The 17,264-nt window shown below is 75.0% G+C and carries 19 protein-coding genes; 9 read left to right on the forward strand and 10 right to left on the reverse strand.

What is annotated here, in order from left to right; genetic code table 11:
* Positions 1-34: 34 nt before the first annotated feature.
* Complete coding sequence (locus AOM04_RS10085; RefSeq protein ID WP_062464657.1) at positions 35-931, forward strand: LysR family transcriptional regulator; 897 nt, start codon at positions 35-37, stop codon at positions 929-931.
* Between the two features lie 6 nt (positions 932-937).
* Here AOM04_RS10085 and AOM04_RS10090 read toward each other — a convergent pair whose 3' ends face one another.
* Complete coding sequence (locus AOM04_RS10090; RefSeq protein ID WP_062464658.1) at positions 938-1,714, reverse strand: EI24 domain-containing protein; 777 nt, start codon at positions 1,712-1,714, stop codon at positions 938-940.
* A gap of 66 nt (positions 1,715-1,780) precedes the next feature.
* On the opposite strand from AOM04_RS10090, the gene AOM04_RS10095 reads away from it, so the two are divergent.
* Positions 1,781-3,193: an amidohydrolase gene (locus AOM04_RS10095; protein ID WP_062464659.1), complete on the forward strand. Its 1,413-nt coding sequence runs from the start codon at positions 1,781-1,783 to the stop codon at positions 3,191-3,193.
* On the opposite strand, the gene AOM04_RS10100 is transcribed toward AOM04_RS10095, so the two are convergent.
* Positions 3,190-3,627, reverse strand: a complete 438-nt coding sequence (locus AOM04_RS10100) for an OsmC family peroxiredoxin (RefSeq protein ID WP_062464877.1) — start codon at positions 3,625-3,627, stop codon at positions 3,190-3,192. The genes AOM04_RS10095 and AOM04_RS10100 overlap by 4 nt on opposite strands.
* Before the next feature lie 154 nt (positions 3,628-3,781).
* Here AOM04_RS10100 and AOM04_RS10105 point away from each other — a divergent pair, with 154 nt between their 5' ends.
* Genes AOM04_RS10105 through AOM04_RS10120 form a run of 4 tightly spaced genes read left to right on the forward strand, consistent with a single transcriptional unit; the run spans position 3,782 to position 7,633 of the window.
* Entirely contained in the window at positions 3,782-4,396 is a 615-nt protein-coding gene (locus tag AOM04_RS10105) for a TetR family transcriptional regulator (protein ID WP_062464660.1), read from the forward strand.
* The gene (locus tag AOM04_RS10110) at positions 4,396-5,169 is read left to right on the forward strand and encodes a hypothetical protein (RefSeq protein ID WP_062464661.1); all 774 of its coding nucleotides are present in this window, start codon (positions 4,396-4,398) and stop codon (positions 5,167-5,169) included. The genes AOM04_RS10105 and AOM04_RS10110 overlap by 1 nt, the downstream gene beginning before the upstream one ends.
* Before the next feature lies 1 nt (position 5,170).
* The gene (locus AOM04_RS10115; RefSeq protein ID WP_062464662.1) at positions 5,171-6,430 is read left to right on the forward strand and encodes an aminotransferase class III-fold pyridoxal phosphate-dependent enzyme; all 1,260 of its coding nucleotides are present in this window, start codon (positions 5,171-5,173) and stop codon (positions 6,428-6,430) included.
* A 9-nt stretch (positions 6,431-6,439) separates the two neighbouring features.
* On the forward strand, positions 6,440-7,633 hold the full coding sequence (locus AOM04_RS10120) for an MFS transporter (RefSeq protein ID WP_062464663.1): 1,194 nt from the start codon (positions 6,440-6,442) through the stop codon (positions 7,631-7,633).
* Here the strand turns inward: AOM04_RS10120 and AOM04_RS10125 are convergent.
* Positions 7,626-8,477 (reverse strand): Cof-type HAD-IIB family hydrolase, encoded by an 852-nt coding sequence (locus AOM04_RS10125; RefSeq protein WP_062464664.1) that lies wholly within the window; start codon positions 8,475-8,477, stop codon positions 7,626-7,628. The two genes, AOM04_RS10120 and AOM04_RS10125, sit on opposite strands and share 8 nt — an antisense overlap.
* A gap of 166 nt (positions 8,478-8,643) precedes the next feature.
* On the opposite strand from AOM04_RS10125, the gene AOM04_RS10130 reads away from it, so the two are divergent.
* Complete coding sequence (locus tag AOM04_RS10130) at positions 8,644-9,384, forward strand: gamma-glutamyl-gamma-aminobutyrate hydrolase family protein (RefSeq protein ID WP_062464665.1); 741 nt, start codon at positions 8,644-8,646, stop codon at positions 9,382-9,384.
* Here the strand turns inward: AOM04_RS10130 and AOM04_RS10135 are convergent.
* Both AOM04_RS10135 and AOM04_RS14820 read right to left on the reverse strand, forming a co-directional pair.
* Positions 9,357-10,268: a ribokinase gene (locus AOM04_RS10135; protein ID WP_062464666.1), complete on the reverse strand. Its 912-nt coding sequence runs from the start codon at positions 10,266-10,268 to the stop codon at positions 9,357-9,359. The two genes, AOM04_RS10130 and AOM04_RS10135, sit on opposite strands and share 28 nt — an antisense overlap.
* Before the next feature lie 22 nt (positions 10,269-10,290).
* Entirely contained in the window at positions 10,291-10,506 is a 216-nt protein-coding gene (locus AOM04_RS14820) for a hypothetical protein (RefSeq protein ID WP_062464667.1), read from the reverse strand.
* Positions 10,507-10,545: 39 nt separating this feature from the next.
* Here AOM04_RS14820 and AOM04_RS10145 point away from each other — a divergent pair, with 39 nt between their 5' ends.
* A complete protein-coding gene (locus AOM04_RS10145) occupies positions 10,546-11,169 on the forward strand; it encodes an alpha/beta hydrolase (protein ID WP_062464668.1) in 624 nt (207 codons plus the stop codon).
* A gap of 3 nt (positions 11,170-11,172) precedes the next feature.
* Here AOM04_RS10145 and AOM04_RS10150 read toward each other — a convergent pair whose 3' ends face one another.
* Entirely contained in the window at positions 11,173-12,069 is an 897-nt protein-coding gene (locus AOM04_RS10150; protein WP_062464669.1) for an NUDIX domain-containing protein, read from the reverse strand.
* Between the two features lie 53 nt (positions 12,070-12,122).
* On the opposite strand from AOM04_RS10150, the gene AOM04_RS10155 reads away from it, so the two are divergent.
* Complete coding sequence (locus AOM04_RS10155; protein WP_062464670.1) at positions 12,123-12,623, forward strand: glutathione peroxidase; 501 nt, start codon at positions 12,123-12,125, stop codon at positions 12,621-12,623.
* Here AOM04_RS10155 and AOM04_RS10160 read toward each other — a convergent pair.
* The 4 genes from AOM04_RS10160 to AOM04_RS10175 form a co-directional block, all read right to left on the reverse strand.
* Entirely contained in the window at positions 12,611-13,228 is a 618-nt protein-coding gene (locus AOM04_RS10160; protein ID WP_062464671.1) for a YitT family protein, read from the reverse strand. The two genes, AOM04_RS10155 and AOM04_RS10160, sit on opposite strands and share 13 nt — an antisense overlap.
* 30 nt (positions 13,229-13,258) lie before the next feature.
* The gene (locus tag AOM04_RS10165) at positions 13,259-14,518 is read right to left on the reverse strand and encodes an MFS transporter (protein WP_062464672.1); all 1,260 of its coding nucleotides are present in this window, start codon (positions 14,516-14,518) and stop codon (positions 13,259-13,261) included.
* 120 nt (positions 14,519-14,638) lie between these two features.
* Positions 14,639-16,585: an acyl-CoA dehydrogenase family protein gene (locus tag AOM04_RS10170; protein WP_062464673.1), complete on the reverse strand. Its 1,947-nt coding sequence runs from the start codon at positions 16,583-16,585 to the stop codon at positions 14,639-14,641.
* 28 nt (positions 16,586-16,613) lie between these two features.
* Entirely contained in the window at positions 16,614-17,237 is a 624-nt protein-coding gene (locus tag AOM04_RS10175; RefSeq protein ID WP_062464674.1) for a TetR/AcrR family transcriptional regulator, read from the reverse strand.
* Positions 17,238-17,264 lie beyond the last annotated feature (27 nt).

Raw genomic sequence — 17,264 nt, forward strand, 5'->3', positions numbered from 1 at the left:
ACGCATATCCGTAAGCGCCGCTTATGCTTTTCGCATGCTCGACCTGACCCGCCTCGTGGCCCTGCGCGAGCTCGCGCTGAGGGGCACCATCGCCGCCGCGGCCGACGCCCTCGGCTACACCGCGTCGGCGGTGTCGCAGCAGCTCGCGGCCCTGGAACGGGAGGCCGGCGTACCTCTCACCATCCGCGCCGGCCGCGGCGTGGTGCTCACCCCGGCCGGCGAGCGCCTCGTGGCGCGCACGCACGAGATGCTCGACACGATGGAGGTCGCGGAGGCCGAGCTGCGCGCCGAGGCCGGCGGGCTGTCGGGCACGGTGCGGCTCGCGGTGTTCCAGTCGGCCGCGCTCACGCTCGTCACCGGCGCGCTGATCGATCTGCGGGACTCGCACCCGGGGATCCGCGTGGTGGTGACGCAGACCGAGCCCGAGGAGGCGTTCGCGGATACCTGGGCTCGCGAGTACGACCTCGTGGTCGCCGAGGAGTACCCCCACCACTCGGCGCCCCACTACCCCGGCGTCATCCGCCGCCCGCTCGTGCGCGACGCGCTGCTGCTCGCCGTCGGCGGCGAGTGGGCCGGCGCCGCCTCCGTGGCGGAGCTGGCCGACGCGGCCTGGGTGATGGAGCCGCCGGGCACCGCGACCCGCCACTTCGCCGAGCAGACCTGCCGGGTCGCCGGGTTCGAGCCCGACGTGCGCTTCGCGTCCTCCGACCTGCAGGCGCACGTCCAGCTGGTCGAGCGCGGGCTCGCCGTGGCGATCCTGCCGGGCCTCATGGTCGAGCACGCCGGCATCGGCGCGCGCGTGATCCCCCTCGAGGGCGGCCCGCGGCGCACGGTGTTCACGGCGATGCGCGCCTCGTCCCGCCTCGACCCTGCGGTGCAGGCGGTGCGCACCGCGCTCGAGGAGCAGGCGGGCCCGTCGGCGGGCTCCTGAACCTCGTCAGCCGCGAGCGGTGACCTGCCGCGCGAGCAGCGTCGCCCCCACCACCGCGGCGGGCATCGCGAGCAGCGCCCCGAGCGGCAGCAGGAACACCAGGAAGACGGCCGCGCCGAACGCGACCGTGCGCGCCCGATACGGCCGCAGCGCCGCGACGCGGTCGCGGCGCGACACGATCCCCCGGCGGGCCATCGGGTAGGCGGTCAGCTCGATCGCCAGCAGCCGGCCGCCCACGAGCGCCCCCACCGCGAAGGCCGCACCCGATCCCACCACGGGCACGAGCCCGACGAGCAGCAGCAGGAGGGAGACGCCGACCGAGATCGCGAGCGTCACCACGCCCTCCCCCAGCCCGCGCGCGAGCCCGCGCGCCCACGGCTCCTCCGCGGCCGGCGCGTCGAGCCCGCCCAGCGACGCGTCGACGCGACGCGAGATCGCCTCGAAGAACGGCTGGCCCACAGCGAGCGTGAGCGTCGCGAACAGCGCGACCGCCACCAGGGACGATGCGGCGAGCACCGCGATCGAGGCGGTCACCGCGACGAGCGCGGCCCAGGTCCCGTCGCCGGCGCCCAGGCCCGCCGCGATGTCCCGCCCGACCCGGCCGAGGTAGACCGCGAGCACGCCGAGCCCGACGCCGAGGACCGCGGCGACGATCGCGCCGGGCACGAGCCCCAGCGCCATGAGCCGCGGCGCGCGCGCCCATCCGCGCAGCCCGTCGACGGCGGTGCGGACGCCCGCGGCCGCCTCGGGCACGAGGCGGGTGGCGGCTCGCGTGGGAGGCATGGCCGCGATGCTAACGGGCCCGCGGCGGCGGGGCTACAGTGACGCGCAGCCGTCCCGAGGAGAGACATGCACGACCTGGTGCTCCGCGCCGCGCGCCTACGCGGCCACGACCGTCCCGTCGACATCGCCATCGATGCGGGGCGCGTCTCGGCCCTCGGCGCCGAGGTCGCGCGCGGACGCGACGAGCGGGACCTCGCGGGGCGTCTCGTGGTGCCGGGACTGTGGGACGCGCACGTGCACTTCTCCCAGTGGGCGCGCACGCGCGGCCGCCTGGACGTGTCCGGCGTGGGCTCCGTGGCCGAGGCGTGCGCGCGGGTGCGCGCGGTGGCGGCCGACGGCATGATGGTCGGCTTCGGGTTCCGCTGGGCGACGTGGACGGAGGCGCCGACGGCCGAGGCGCTCGACGCGGCCCGCCCGGCGCCCACGGTCCTGCTCTCGGGCGACCTCCACACCGCGTGGGTCAACACCGCCGCGGCCCTCGAGCTCGGCTGCGCGCCGGGGCTGCTGCGCGAGGACGCCGCGTTCGCGGTCGAGCGCGCGCTCGACCGCAGCCCCGCGACCCGGACTGAGCTCGCGGAGGCGGTGCGCGCCGCGTCGTCCCGCGGGGTGGTCGGGATCCTCGACCTCGACTTCGCCGACAACGTCGCGAGCTGGGCCACCCGCATCGCGGACGGCGTCGACGGGCTGCGCGTCGACGCGGGCTTCTACCCCGACCTCCTGGACGCTCGCGTCGCGGCGGGCGCGCGCACGGGCCTCGCGGTCGACGGCACGCACGGACTGCTGCGCCACGGACCGCTCAAGGTCATCACCGACGGCTCGCTCAACACCCGCACCGCGCACTGCGTGGATCCGTACCCCGACGGCGGCACCGGGATGCAGAGCGTGGCGCCAGCGGACCTCGCCGCGCTCATGGGCGCCGCGCACGGCGCCGGCATCGCGTGCGCGATCCACGCGATCGGCGACGCCGCCACCGCGATCGCGCTCGACGCGTTCGCGGCGACCGGTGCCGACGGCTCGATCGAGCACGCCCAGCTGGTCTCCGACGTGGATATCCCGCGCTTCGCCGCGCTCGGCGTCACCGCGAGCGTGCAGCCCGAGCACGCGCTCGACGATCGCGACGTCGCCGACGCGCTGTGGGCCGGTCGCACCGGACGGGCCTTCCCGCTGCGCGCGCTGCTCGACGCGGGCGCGCGCGTGGCGCTCGGCTCCGACGCGCCGGTCGCGCCGCTCGACCCGTGGATCGCGATGTCCGCGGCCGTCCACCGCACCCGCGGCGGCCGCGCGCCGTGGCATGCCGAGCAGTCCGTGACCTTCGACGAGGCCCTGGCCGCGAGCACGCGCCCCGGGATCGCGGTGGGCGCGCCCGCGGACCTCGTCGCCGTCGACACGGACCCCTGGACGGCGGGCACGGACGCGCTGCGCGCGACCCCGGTCGCCCTCACGCTCGTGGGCGGCCGGGTCACGCACGCCGCGTCCTAGCCGATCGACTCCACGAGCGTCGCGCTCTCGAGCGAGATGTCGACGCCCGCGAGGGCCTTGGAGATCGGGCAGTTCTCCTTCGCGTCCTCCGCGAAGCGCGTGAACTCGAGCTGATCGATCCCCGACACCTTGGCGTGCACCGTGAGCATGCTCGACCTCACACCCACGCCCGCCTCGAACTTCACCTCGGCGTCGACCTTCACCCAGTGCGGCGGGGTGCCGTTCTGCTCGAGGGCGAAGGACAGCGCCATCGAGTAGCAGGACGCGTGCGCCGCGGCGAGGAGCTCCTCGGGGGTGGTCGCGCCGTCGCGCCCCTCGGAGCGCGCCTTCCAGTCGACCTCGAACTCGCCGTTGCCCGACGCGAGCGTGGACCTGCCCTCACCGTTGCTGAGCCCGCCGTACCACTTCGTCGTCGCCTTGCTCGAGACCTCCATCGGGTCCTCCTTCGCCTCGTCGTGCCGCGGGCGGCGGTCGCCGCCCGTCCCCACGTTACGTCCCTGTAAAACCTCGGCGCATGCCCTTGCGGGAGACGCGCCCCCGGTGGGAGCGTCCCTCCAGTTGGACGAACGTCCAAGTGAGGAGGCGCCGATGAGCCGCATGCCCGTCGACGAACGGCGTGCCGCCCTCGTCGCCGCGACGCTCGCGGTGGTCGAGCGCGACGGCATCGCGGGCGCCTCGGCGCGGGCGATCGTGAACGAGGCGGGCATGCCCCTCGGGGCGCTGCACTACGCGTTCACGTCGCTCGACGCGCTCATGGACGCGGCCGCCGACGCGGTCACCGATCAGGAGCGCATCGCCGCGGAGCCGCCGCCGGGCGCCGCCGCCGGCTCCCTCGCGGACGTGCTGCGGGAGGGCCTCGCGGCGTACGTCGACCTGCTCGCGGCGCACCCGGCCCGCGAGCTCGCGTTCCTCGAGCTCATGCTCCGCGCCGCCCGCGCGCGCCTCGACCTGCCCGCCGGCCCCGGGCGCCACGCGCGCTCCTACGCGGTCATGGCGGAGCTGCTCGAGGCCGCGGCCGCCGCCACCGGCACGCGGTGGGCGTCCCCGACCGACGCGCTCGCGCGCCACGCCGTCGCGACCCTCGACGGCATCACCACCACGTGGCTCGCGGACCACGACACGCCCGCGGCCCACGCGACCTCCCGGTTCCTCGCCGCGGCGCTCGCCCACCACGCCGTCCCGCCCGCCGACCAGGAGGCCTGATGCTCACCGACACCGATCCACGCGTCCTCGCCCACATCAACCTGTTCGCGGTGCTGGGCGCGCTGCCCGAGCTCGCGCGCCTCGCCCCCGAGGCGCGCCCGATCCTCGCCCGCGTCGACCGCCCCACCGTGGTGCGCCTGCGGGTGCGCGGCCTGCCCGAGCGGTCGCTGCGCTTCACGGCGGACGGCATCACCGAGGAGGACGGCGACGGCCGCGACGTCACGCTCGTGCTGCGATCCGCGGCGCATCTCAACGCGATGATCGACGGCACCGCGCAGCCCCTCCCTCTCACCGGCCCGGGAGGCCTGCGGTTCCTCACCCGGGTGTTCGCGCCGCTGGCCGAGCTGCTCGGGCGCTACCTCCGCCCGAGCGACGAGGACCTCGCGGATCCCGACCGGCGCGACGCGTGCGCCGTCCTCACCCTGCACGTCGCCGTCGCCGCGATCGCGCAGGTCGCCAACACCGACCGCTCGGGCCGCTACTCGGCCCGCCTCATCCCCGACGGGCAGATCGGCGTCGAGGTGGGCGACACCATCGATCTGCGCCTCCACGCGCGCGACCACGCGCTCACGTTCGACCGGACCCCCGCATCGTCCCCCGCGCGGGCGGCGCTGACCTTCCGGGACCTCGACGTGGCGGGCGACGTGCTCGCCGGGCGCGCCAGCGCGCTCGCCTGCCTGTGCGACGGCCGCATGGCCATGCGCGGGTTCATCCCCATGATCGACAACGTGAGCCGGATCCTCGACCGCGTGGGCCACTACCTCGGAGACTGACATGACCGCCACCCCCGTCACCGCCCCGTACACCTACGCCAAGAGCCGCGAGGCCTTCGCCCGCGCCCAGCGCGTGATCCCCGCCGGCATCCCCGGCCACCAGGGACCGTCCGAGGGCTGCTACATCCCCCAGTCCGCGTACCCCATGTTCAGCTCCCGTGCCGAGGGCTCCCGGTTCTGGGACCTCGACGGCAACGAGTACCTCGACTACATGTGCGGCTACGGGCCCAACGTGCTCGGCTACGGCGACCCCGTGGTGGACGCGGCGGCGCGCCGCCAGGCCGCGCTCGAGGACGTGGTCACGATCCCGTCCGCGGTGATGGTGGACCTCGCCGAGCTGCTCGTCGACACCGTGGCCAGCGCCGCGTGGGCGTTCTTCGCGAAGAATGGCGGCGACACCACCACGCTCGCCGTGATGACGGCCCGCGCGGCGACCCGCCGCAAGAAGGTCGTCTTCGTCGAGGGCTACTACCACGGCGTCGCGCCGTGGACCCAGAAGCTCGACTACCCCGGCGTCCTCGAGGAGGACGTCGCGCACAACCTCTCCGTGCCGTGGAACGACCTCGAGGCGCTCGACGCCCTGCTGCGCGCGCATCGCGGCGAGGTCGCCGCGTTCATCTCCACGCCCTACATGCACGGCAACTTCGTCGACAACGTGCTGCCCGTGCCCGGCTACTGGGAGGGCGTGCGGCGCCTGTGCGACGAGCACGGCGTGGTCCTCATCATGGACGATGTGCGGGCCGGCTGGCGGCTCGACCTCGCCGGGTCCGACCACCACTACGGCATCGCGGCGGACCTCATCTGCTTCTGCAAGGCGATCGGCAACGGCTACAACCTCGCGGCGCTGTGCGGGCGGGAGGAGCTGCGCGAGACCGTCGCCTCGCTCACCTACACCGGCTCGTACTGGATGAGCGCGGTCCCGTTCGCCGCGTCGATCGCGACGATCGGGCGCCTCAAGGAGCTCGACGCGCCCGCGCTGTTCCGCCGCCGGGGCGAGGAGCTCACGCGCGGCCTCGTCGAGTCCGCCGCCGGGCACGGCCTCACGCTCGTCGCCTCCGGCGAGCCCGCCCTGTTCTACCTGCGCCTCGCGGACGACGACTCGCTCATGCTCCACCAGCGGTGGGTCGCCGAGTGCGTGCGCCGCGGCGTGTGGTTCACCTCCCACCACAACCACTTCCTCAACGCCTCCCTCACCTCGGGGGACATCGCCCGTACGCTCGAGATCGCCGACGAGGCCTTCCGCATCGTCGCCAGCGCCTAGGGAGCCACCATGTCGGAGCTCGTCCCCACCTCCGTCCCGCTGCGCGCCGAACGCCTCGGCGTGAGCGCCGCCTACGCGGCGCAGGGCCTGTCCTACGCGACCGTCGTCACGTCGCTGCCCGCCCTCAAGGCGCGCTACGAGCTGTCCGACGACACCGTGTCGCTGCTCACCCTCACGGTCGTGCTGTTCGCCGCCGCCGGCTCCGTGGTCGCTGACCGCGTGGCCGTGCGGCTGGGCTCGCGCGCCGCGGTCGCGCTCGGGCTGACCCTCCAGGCCGTCGCGCTCCTGTCGATCGCGCTGCCGCTGCCGTTCCCCGTGTTCTGGGTGCTGCTCGCGCTCTACGGCACGGGGCTGGGCTGCATCGACGCGTCCGCCGCGATGCAGGGCGCGCTCGTGCAGCGCCGCGCCGGGGTCGCGCTCATGGGGTCGTTCTTCGCCGCCAACACGGCCGCGGGCATCGTGGGCGCGCTCGTCATGTCCGCGGGCGCGGCCACCGCGCTCGGCGCCAGCCTCGGGCTCGCCACGGCCGGGCTGGTCGCCGCGGCCGTCGCGGTCGTCGGCCCGCGGCTGCTCGACCCGACCCGCGAGCGTGAGGCGGACACGGGAGCCGCGCGGCCGCGGCTGCCGATGCGGGGCCTGTGGGCCCTCGGCTTCGTGATCTTCGCCGCGTTCACCGCGGACTCCACCGTGGCGACGTGGTCCTCGCTGCACCTGTCCGAGGGTCTCGACGCCGCCGCGTCGGTGGTGCCGCTCGGCTACGCGGTGTACGCGGGCGCGACACTCGTCACGCGCCTGGCGTCGGACCTGGTGGTGCGCCGTTACGGCCGCGCGCCCCTCGCGGTCGCCACGGTGGCGATCGCCGCCGCCGGCCTCCTGCTCGCGGGGCTCGTGCCCGCGATCCCGGCCGCGCTGATCGGCTTCGGGCTCGCGGGGCTGGGCGTCGGGGCGCTCGTGCCGCTCGCGTTCTCGGCGGCGGGCGACCTGGACCACCGGCGCGGCGACGAGATCATCGCGCGCGTCAACCTCTTCAACTACCCCGGCGCCGTGATCGGCGCGGTGCTGCCCGGCCTCATCGCGGGCGCGTCCGGCTACGGGCCGTCGTTCCTGCTCGCGGCGGTGCTGCTGCTGCCGGCGCTGGGCGCGATCCGCCGCTTCCGCGCGGGCGACGCCGCGCGCCCCGCGCCCGCGCGCTCCCTCACGTGACGGGGTGCTCCAGGAGGCGCCGCAGGGTCGTCACGACGCCGTGGTCCTCGTTGGACGGCGCCCGGTAGCGCGCGCGCTCGGCCACCTCGGGGTGGGCGTTCGCCATCGCGAACGACAGCTCCGAGGCGTCCATCATCTCGAGGTCGTTGAGGTAGTCGCCGAACACGACGGTCTGCGCCGGGGTGACGTCGAGCGCGGCCTGCAGCGCGCGCACCGCGACGCCCTTGTCGACGCCGACGCCCATGATGTCGATCCAGTGCCGGTCCGAGACCACCACGCGCAGCGCGTCGCCGTCGAAGGCCGCGAGCACCGGCGCCGTGTCGTGGGCCGCGTCGCCGAAGTCGTAGATCGCGACCTTGAGGATGTCGTCCTCGACGGCGGTGAGGTCCTCGACCACCTCGAGCGCGGCGTAGTACGGCCGCGCCTTGCCCAGGAACGCGTCGTCGGTGCGCTCCACGTACGCCGAGCGCTTGCCGCACACGACCACGCCCACGTCGTTCCCCGCGGCGGCGTGCGCGCGGACGGTCGCGACGATGGCCGGCATGGCGGCGGCCGGCAGCGGCGAGGCTGACACCTCGGTCGCTCCGCGGCGCACGTAAGCGCCGTTCTCCGCGATCACCACGAGGTCCTCGCCGAGCCGCGCGAACTGCCGCGCGAGCGTCGCGAACTGCCGACCCGACGCGGGCGCGAACGCGATGCCCCGCTCGCGCATGCGCTCCACGAGCGGCCACACCGCCTCGGGGATCTCCTTCGCGCCGTCCAGCAGGGTGCCGTCCATGTCGCACACCACCAGGCGGATGTCGTGCGGCCCCGCGGGCACGTGGAAGGCGTCGGCGTGGGTCATCGTCTCTCCTGGGGGTGGGATGCCTCCAGGGTAGCCGGGGACGATGCGCGGCCCGGCCGAGCGACCGGCGAGGGGTGCGAATCGGGCAGAGTGGTCATCGGGCCCGTCCAGGACCGCTAGATTCCTCCACCAAGGGGCGCGGGCGCCCCACCACCAGGGGGGAACCATGGGAGCACCGGTCATCGGCGCGACGTCGTACGTCGAGGAGTCGAGCACGGGGATCTGGCACGACCTGGAGGCCGTGTGGCTGCCGGACCAGTACCTGGCGCCGCTGCGTGCCGCCGGCGCCGTGGTCGCCGTCCTGCCCGAGCAGGATCCCGCGCTGGCCGCGGATGCCCTCGCCCGGGTCGACGCGCTCTACCTCACGGGCGGCTATGACGTGGACCCCGCCGCCTACGGCGAGGAGCCGCACGGCGAGACGGACGCCCCGCGCGCGGCCCGCGACGCGTGGGAGGCCGCGCTCGTGACCGCGGCCCTCGCGGCCGGGATGCCGATCCTCGGGGTCTGCCGGGGCGCCCAGCTCCTCAACGTCGCGCGCGGCGGCACGCTGCACCAGCACGTCCCCGATGTGGTCGGCCACACCGACTACCAGATGGGTGACGCGATCTTCCGCGACCTCGCCGTGAGCGTCCTGCCCGACACGCTGCTGTCGACGCTGCACCCGCTCGAGCGCGAGGTCCCGATGTACCACCACCAGGCGATCGACCGCCTGGGCGAGGGCCTCGTCGTCTCGGCCCGTTCGGTGCACGGCCTCGTCGAGGCGATCGAGCTCCCCGGGCAGGCGTTCTGCCTCGCCCTCCAGTGGCATCCCGAGCACGACACGCCGACCGGCGTATGGGACGCGTTCGTCGCGGCCGCCCGGGCCTTCGCCGCAGGGGCTCAGCCGGCGCGGCCCAGCTCCATGTAGGCGTCGACGTCCTCGAGCGTGGGGATGGAGTCGGCGGATCCAGGGCGCTGCACGGCGAGCGCGGCCGCGGCGACCGCACGGGTGGCGGCGGCCTCCAGGGCCTCGCCCCGTGCCAGGCCGGCGGCGAGCGCGCCGCAGAAGGTGTCGTTGACGGCGGACGAGTCGAGCGCGTGGGCGACGTAGCGCGGCAGCCCGCGCACGCCGTCGCGGTCCGCGAGCACGGATCCGCGCAGCCCGCCGAACACGATCGCTGCGGGCACGCGCGTCGCGAGGGCCGCCGCGAGCTCCTCCGGGCCCGCCTCGGCCAGGCCGGTCAGCTCCGCGGCCTCCTCGGCGTCGGTCACCAGGACGTCGACGTCGGCGAGGAAGGGCTCCGCGGCCGACGCGTGGGGCGCGGCGTTGAGCACCACGGTCGCGCCCGCGCGGCGTGCCGCGGCGGCCGCGGCGGCGGAGCCCGGCACGGGCGTCTCGAGCTGCAGGAGCAGCACCGCGGTGTGCGCCACCACGTGCGCGGCGCGGTCCGACAGCACGTCGAGCGTGCCGTTCGCGCCGGGCAGCTCGATCACCGTGATCTGGCCCTCCGCGTCGAGCGCGATGAGGGCGGCGCCGGTGGCGCGGCCCTCGACCTCGTCGACGCACGCCTCCACCCCGGACTCGTCGAGGCAGCGCAGCAGGATCGCGGCGTGGTCGTCCGTGCCGACGGCGCCCACGAACGTGGTGCGCGCGCCCATGCGGGACGCCGCGACGGCCTGGTTGAGACCCTTGCCGCCCGGGCCCATCTCGAGGTCGTGGCCCACGGCGCTCTGGCCGGGCGTCGGTGGCTTGTCCACGAGCACGCGCAGGTCCGCGTTCGCGCTGCCGAACACGGTCACGTCCCGGTGCACGGTGCCTCCTTCTCCTTCGACGCTACAGGTCGGCCTTCCAGTGGAAGCCGCCCGCGATCGCCTCCCGCATCGCCTGCATCGCGTTCGCGATGGTCGTCTGATAGGCGCGCGAGTCCTCGGAGTCGGCCGCCTCGGCCTTCGCCCGGGCGCTGCGCTCATGGAAGGCCAGATAGGCGACGATGCGGTCGCGCTCGACGGTGCGGCCGTCGCCGGCCTCGGGGGTCTGCTCGCTGCTCATGGACCCGCATCGTACGCGGCGCCCGGGATACTGGTGCGCGTGGCACACCTGCGCTCCGTCCTGTCCCCCGTCCTGCCCGATGCCTCCTCCCCCGCCGTCGCGATCCTGCTGCACGGCTACGGCTCGCACGAGCACGACCTCGCGGGCCTGGCCCGCTGGCTGCCGGCGGGCCTGCCGTGGGCGTCGCTGCGCGCGCCCCTCGACACCGGGTACGGCGGCGCCGCCTGGTTCCCGCTGTCGCCCGACGGCGCCATGGAGCAGGACGCGATCGACGCCGCGGCCGCGGCCGTGTGGGCGTGGGTGGACGCGCACCTCGCCGACGACGCCCGCATCGTGCCGGTGGGCTTCTCGCAGGGCGGCCTCATGGCGCTGCAGCTGCTGAGGACGCGCCCCGAGCGCGTGCTCGCCCCGGTGGTCCTCGCCGGCTTCGTGCCCGTCGGCCCCCAGCCGGCCGACGCGACGCTCGCGGACCTGCGGCCCGCCGTGTTCTGGGGGCGCGGCGACGCCGACCCGGTCATCTGGCCCGACGCGATCGACCGCACGCGAGCGTTCCTGCGCGATCACGCGGACGCCGAGACCCACGTCTACGCGGGGCTCGGGCACTCGATCACCGAGGAGGAGATGGAGGACGTCGGCGCGTTCCTCCGGCCCCGCCTGCCCTGACGCTCACGCGTCCAGCAGCTCGAGCAGCCATCGCGCGCCGCGCACGTCGGCGACGTCGGCGACCCGCTCGCGCAGCCCGCGGTCGGAGGTGACCACCGTGGGCCGCCACCCGTCCGCGGCGTAGGCGCGGGTGCGGGCGACCACCGCGTCGTCCCCCGACCCGATCGCGTCGAGGACCCGCACCCCGGGGCCGGCGTGCGCGCCGCGCGCGGCCCCCTCGAGGACGAGCGTGATGCGCGGATGCCAGCGGTCCAGCGGCAGCCCGAGCTCGCCGGCCGCGACGCCCCGACCGGCGAGAAGGGACAGGCGGTCGGCGAGCCGCTGCGCGGCGCCGGCGCGGTCGCGCCACCAGCCGTCCGGGACGGAGCCGACCACGTTCGCGCCGTCGACCACGAGGGCGGGACGATGCGCGAGCGCGTCCCGCAGCGCCGGCCAGGAGGCGGCGAAGCCGGGATGGAGCTCGCGTCCGGCGACCTGGTCCAGGGCCACCCACGCGAGGTCGAGGCTCTCCGTGTCGGCGGCCACGGGCTCGAACGCGCGGTCGACGCGCGCAACCACGGTCGTGTAGGTCCACACCGCACGGTCGAGGACGTGGACGGCGACCGGCGTGACGGCGCCGGCCGGCACACCCGCCTCCTCGGCGGACTCGCGCAGCGCGGCGGCGAGCGCCTCCTCGCCGTGATGCCGCGCGCCGCCCGGGATCCCCCACGTGCCGCCGTGGTGGCTCCAGGCGGCGCGGTGCTGCATGAGGATGCCGCGCGCGGGGTCGTGGGCGAGCAGGCCCGCCGCCCCGAACGCCCCCCAGTAGCGGGTGCCGTCCGCGGCGACCGCCCAGTTGTCGCCCGGGTCGCGGTCGGGGCTCAGGCGCGGCGGGAGGCTCACGCGGCCAGGCTCCCACATCGGCGCGACCAGGGTCGATGACACGGCCGGGATCCGGTGCGAGACTGGTTGACATGACCACTCTTCATGACTTCCACGCGGCCGCGCTCGACGGCACCGACCGCGACCTCGCCGACTACGCGGGCCGGGTGGTCCTCGTGGTCAACACGGCCTCCAAGTGCGGCCTCACGCCGCAGTTCGAGGGCCTCGAGGCCATGTATCGCGAGCTCGCCGACGACGGCCTCGTGATCCTGGGCTTCCCGTGCAACCAGTTCGCCCACCAGGAGCCCGGCACCGCCGACGAGATCGGCGACTTCTGCCAGGCGAACTACGGCGTGACGTTCCCGATGTTCGCGAAGATCGACGTCAACGGGCGCGCCGCGCACCCGCTGTACCGCTGGCTCAAGTCCGAGACGCGCGGACTCACCGGCGGCGCCATCAAGTGGAACTTCACCAAGTTCCTCCTGGGTCGCGACGGCCGCATCGTCAAGCGTTTCGCACCCACGGTCACGCCCGAGGAGATGCTCGACGAGGTCCGCGCCGCCGTGCGCGTGGGGGCGTCTCAGCCGAAGTAGCGGCCCGGGCGGTGGTTGATCGCCACCACCAGGTTGAGCAGCACGCCGCCGACGATGGAGCACACCAGGATCCACCCGTCGACCAGCGCGATCGACGCCGCGATCACGCACAGGTCGAGCGCGAGCTGCACGTAGCCCGCGCGCCAGCCGCGCGAGGTCTGCAGGTACTGCGCGAGGATGCCGAACCCGCCCGCGCTCGCGCCGTGGCGGAACAGCACGATCATGCCCGTGCCGACCGCGAGGCCCGCGAAGACGGCGGCGTACATCGGCTCGAGGGACGAGACGTCGATGAAGTGCGGGTGCAGGCCCACGCCCACCGAGATGAGACCCACCGCGATGAGGGTCTTGAGGGTGAAGGCCCAGCCGATGCGGCGCACGGCGAGCCAGTAGAACGGCACGTTGATGAGGAAGTACACGACGCCGAGCGACCAGCCGGTCACGTACGTCGTGAGGAACGACACGCCCGCGAGCCCGCCGGTGATGCCGCCGATCGCCTTGAGCAGGTACATGCCCCACGACATGAGGAACGCGCCGGTCGGGATCGCGAGGACGTCCTCCCACACCGCGTGGGGCTTGATCTCGACGGGCGGCTCGGCGACGGTCACGGGTTCCTCCTGGACGATGCGGAGGCCGGCTCAGCTCCCGGGGCTCGCGGCGACCCGGTCGTCGGCGGCCGCCAAGGAGGGTACCGCATCGTCCACCGGGACCCGGGTGACCGCCCACCCGGCGACGGCCGCGAGCACGCCGGGGACGCACAGCGCGAGGCCCACCCAGGTGGGAGCGAGGTAGCCCCAGCCGGCGGCGATGACCGCGCCGCCGAGGAACGCGCCCAGGCTGTTGCCGAGGTTGAGCGAGGAATGGTTGACGGCGGCCGCGATGGTCTGGCTGTCGCCGGCGACGTCCATGAGGCGCGTCTGGATCGCCGGCGAGATCGCCGACGCCGACGCGCCCACGAGGAACAGGCCCGCGAGCAGCCCGGGCAGGGTGCTCGCGGCGAGCGCGAGCAGCAGCAGGGAGCCCGCGAAGAGCGCGAACAGGCGGAACACGGCGCGCATGGCGCCGCGGTCGGCCATGCGGCCGCCGACGATGTTGCCGGCGGTCATGCCCAGCCCGAGCACCACGAGCGCGACCGGCACGAAGGACTCGGGCGTGCCGGTGACGTTCGTGGCGAGCGGCGAGACGTAGGAGTAGACGGCGAAGAAGCCGCCGAAGCCGAGCGCGCCGGTCGCGAGCGCGAACCACACCGCGGGACGGCCGAAGGCCGACAGCTCGCGGCGGACGGTCGCGGCGGGGTCGCCGGGCGAGCGCGGGACGAGGAGCGCGATCGCGAGCGTGGTGAGCGCGAAGATGGCCGCGACAGCGAGGTACGCGACGCGCCAGCCTGCGTGCTGGCCGAGCCACGTGATCGCGGGGACGCCCACGACGTTGGCGATCGTGAGGCCGGACAGCACGAAGGCGACGGCGCGGCCGCGGCGTCCCGGGCCCATGAGGTCGGCCGCCACGAGCGCGGCGACGCCGAAGTAGGCGCCGTGCGGCAGGCCGGCGAGCACGCGGGCCGCGATGATGGTCTCGAACGTCGGGGCGAGCGCGGACGCGACGGTGCCGAGCGTGAACGCGGCCGCGAGCACGGTGAGGAGACCCTTGCGGGGGAACCGCGCGGCCGTCGCGGCGATGGTCGGGGCGCCGATCACGACGCCGAGCGCGTACGCGGAGATGACGATGCCCGCCTTGGCGATGGCGGCGTCGGGGTCTTGGGCGTACAGGGTGGGCAGCGTGTCCCGGGCGATGTCGGGCAGCAGGCCCATGGCGACGAACTCGGTGGTGCCGATGCCGAAGCCGCCCAGCGCGAGCGCGAGCAGGGCCAGGCGCGTGCGCGCGGGAGAGAGCGAGGGCATGGTGGCGCCGTTCTACGAGGGCTGGAGGCCGCTCGTCGTCGAGCGCGGGGAACACCCAGTGAACCACGCGGGTGGCGGCGCCGATTCCCGAGAGCGCTCTCCCGTCGGCGCCGCGCCGCGTCAGTCCTCGAGGAGGGCCGCCGTGAGCCAGCCGCGCGGGATCCCCATGCCCTCGACGAGCGCCAGTGCGTGCGGCCGCAGCTCGCGGCACAGCGCGTCGATCTGGTCGCCGATGCCCTTGGAACGGGCCGCGGTCATGCGGTTGTGCTCGAGGAACCACGCGCGGTCCTCGGCGATGCTGGCCAGGGCGTACAGGCTGCAGAGGCGCTCGAGCACCGCGCGGGCCTCCCGGTCCCGGCACGCCTCGACCGTCTCGACGAACGCCGCGAGCGTGACCCGCTCCATGTGCGCGCGGGCGACGAACTGCACGTGGGGGCCGAGCCGGTTGAACGCCTCGAACGGGTCACCGCCGTCCTTGGCGGCCGCCCGCATGCGCCGCGCGAGGGACTCGAGGGAGTGGCGCTCGCGCTCCTCGACCATGTAGGCGTGCCAGCCGCGGTCGACCAGGGTGGTGTCCTCCGGGCGGCGGCGGGCCGTCGCGGCGAGCCGGTCCAGCATGAGCCCCGCGGCCGTGCGCTCCATCACCCTCTCGCCCACGGCCTTGGTGGTGGCCTGGACCACGCCGGTGCGGTCGAGCGCGGACCACGCGTGCCGGTAGTCGGTGAGCAGCGCCTTCGTGACGAGCTGCATGAGCACGGTGTTGTCGCCCTCGAAGGTCGCGAAGATGTCGACGTCGCCGCGCAGGGCGGTGAGCTCGTTCTCGCTGAGGTAGCCGGCCCCGCCGCACGCCTCGCGCGCCTCCTGGACGGCCCGGTTGGCGAACCACGTCTGGGTGGCCTTCATCCCGGCGGCGAAGGTCTCGAGCTCGCGCTGGTCGCGCTCCGTGCTCGGATCGTCGCCCTGGACGTGGACGAGCGCCGCGATGAGCGCGTTCTGGGCGGTGCCGTACGCGTAGGCCCGCGCGATGAGCGGCAGCAGGCGCCGCTGGTGCACCACGTAGTCGAGCAGGAGGACGCCGTCGGGGCGGCCGGGCGCGGGGAACTGGCGACGGCGCAGGGCGTGGCGCGTCGCGATCGACAGCGCGCGCCGCGCCGCCATGGCGCCGCCGCCACCCACGCACACACGGCCGCGCACGAGCGTGCCGAGCATCGTGAAGAAGCGGCGGTTGGGGTCGGCGATCTCGGAGCGGTAGGTGCCGGACTCGTCGACGCCGCCGTAGCGGTCGAGCAGCATGCGGCGAGGCACGCGGACGCGGTCGAACGTGAGGGTGCCGTTGTCGACGCCGAGCAGGCCACCCTTGTGGCCCTGGTCGCCCGTGGTGACGCCGGGCAGGTCGCGCCCGTCCTCGTCGCGCAGCGGCACGAGCGCCGCGTGGACGCCGTGGCGCTCCCCCGCCACCACGAGCTGGCCGAACACGACCGCCATGCGGCCGTCGCGCGCGGCGTTGCCGATGTACGCCTTGGTGGCGGCGGGCGTGGGCGAGTGGACCTCGAGCTCGTCGGTGTCGGGCAGGTACGTGAGGGTGGTCTCGAGGCTCGCGACGTCCGAGCCGTGACCCAGCTCGGTCATCGCGAAGCCGCCGAGCAGCTCCATCGACGTCACGCCCGGCAGGAACGCGTCGTGGTGCCATGCGGTGCCCAGGTTGGTGATGGCGCCGCCGAACAGCCCGAACTGGACGCCCGACTTGATGGTGACCGACAGGTCCGCGTGAGCGAGCGTCTCGAAGGTCAGCACGGCCTCGAGCGGGTCGGCGTGGCCGCCGGCACGCTCGGGCACCCCCGCCGACCCGAAGCCGGCCGCGTCGAGCGCCCGCAGCCGGGCGAGGGTCCAGTCGCGGGACTCCTCGATCCCCATCTCGACGGGGCGCAGGGCGCCCTCGGCGGGGAAGGTGGCGCGGTTGCGTGCCCGCTCGGCGGCGTAGCGGCCGTCCAGCGCGGTGCGCAGGTGCGCGCCCAGCGTGGTGAGCCGCTCCTCGGCGACGGCGGCCTTCTCGTCGGTCAACGTCATTGTTGCTCCTTCGATGGGTGGGGGGTGTTCAGGGCGCGAGCGCGCCCTTGAATCCGGGTGTGAACAGCGCCGTGATGTGGGTGACGACCTCCGCGCGCGGCGGGCGGGGGTCCGCGTCGGCCCACTGGTCGGCGGCCGCGCGGATGAAGCCGACGAGCCCGTGGCCCCAGATGGAGGCCGAGGCGGCGTCGAGGCCGGAGCGCTCGAGCTGTCCCGCGATGGCCTCGGACACGTGGCGTCCCATGATCGCGGGCAGGTCGCCCGCGGGGTCGGAGTCGGGCGCGCCCTGCGCGGCGGGGGCGGCCATGACGAACCGGTAGATGTGCGGGTCGCGCTCGACCAGGCCCAGGTAGGCGTCGGCGAGGTCGCCGGCCATGCGCCCGAGATCGGCCGGGTCCGTCAGCTCGAGCGCGGCCGTGAGGCCCGAGTGGATGTAGTCGTGCACCGCGTCGACCACGGCGGCGTAGAGTCCCGCGCGGTCGCCGAAGTGCCGATAGAGCACCGTCTTGGAGGTGCCGGCGCGCGCGGCGATCTCGTCGAGCGAGACGCCCGCCCCGTGGGTGCGCACGGCGCGCAGCGCGTGGGAGACCAGCTCGCGGCGTCGATCGACGCGGTGCTGCTCCCAGCGCGTGTCCCTGCCGTCGGTGGCCATGCGCCCACCATATCCAGTACCGGCGGT

Source organism: Demequina soli (genome assembly GCF_000971195.1).
Lineage (GTDB): Bacteria > Actinomycetota > Actinomycetes > Actinomycetales > Demequinaceae > Demequina > Demequina soli.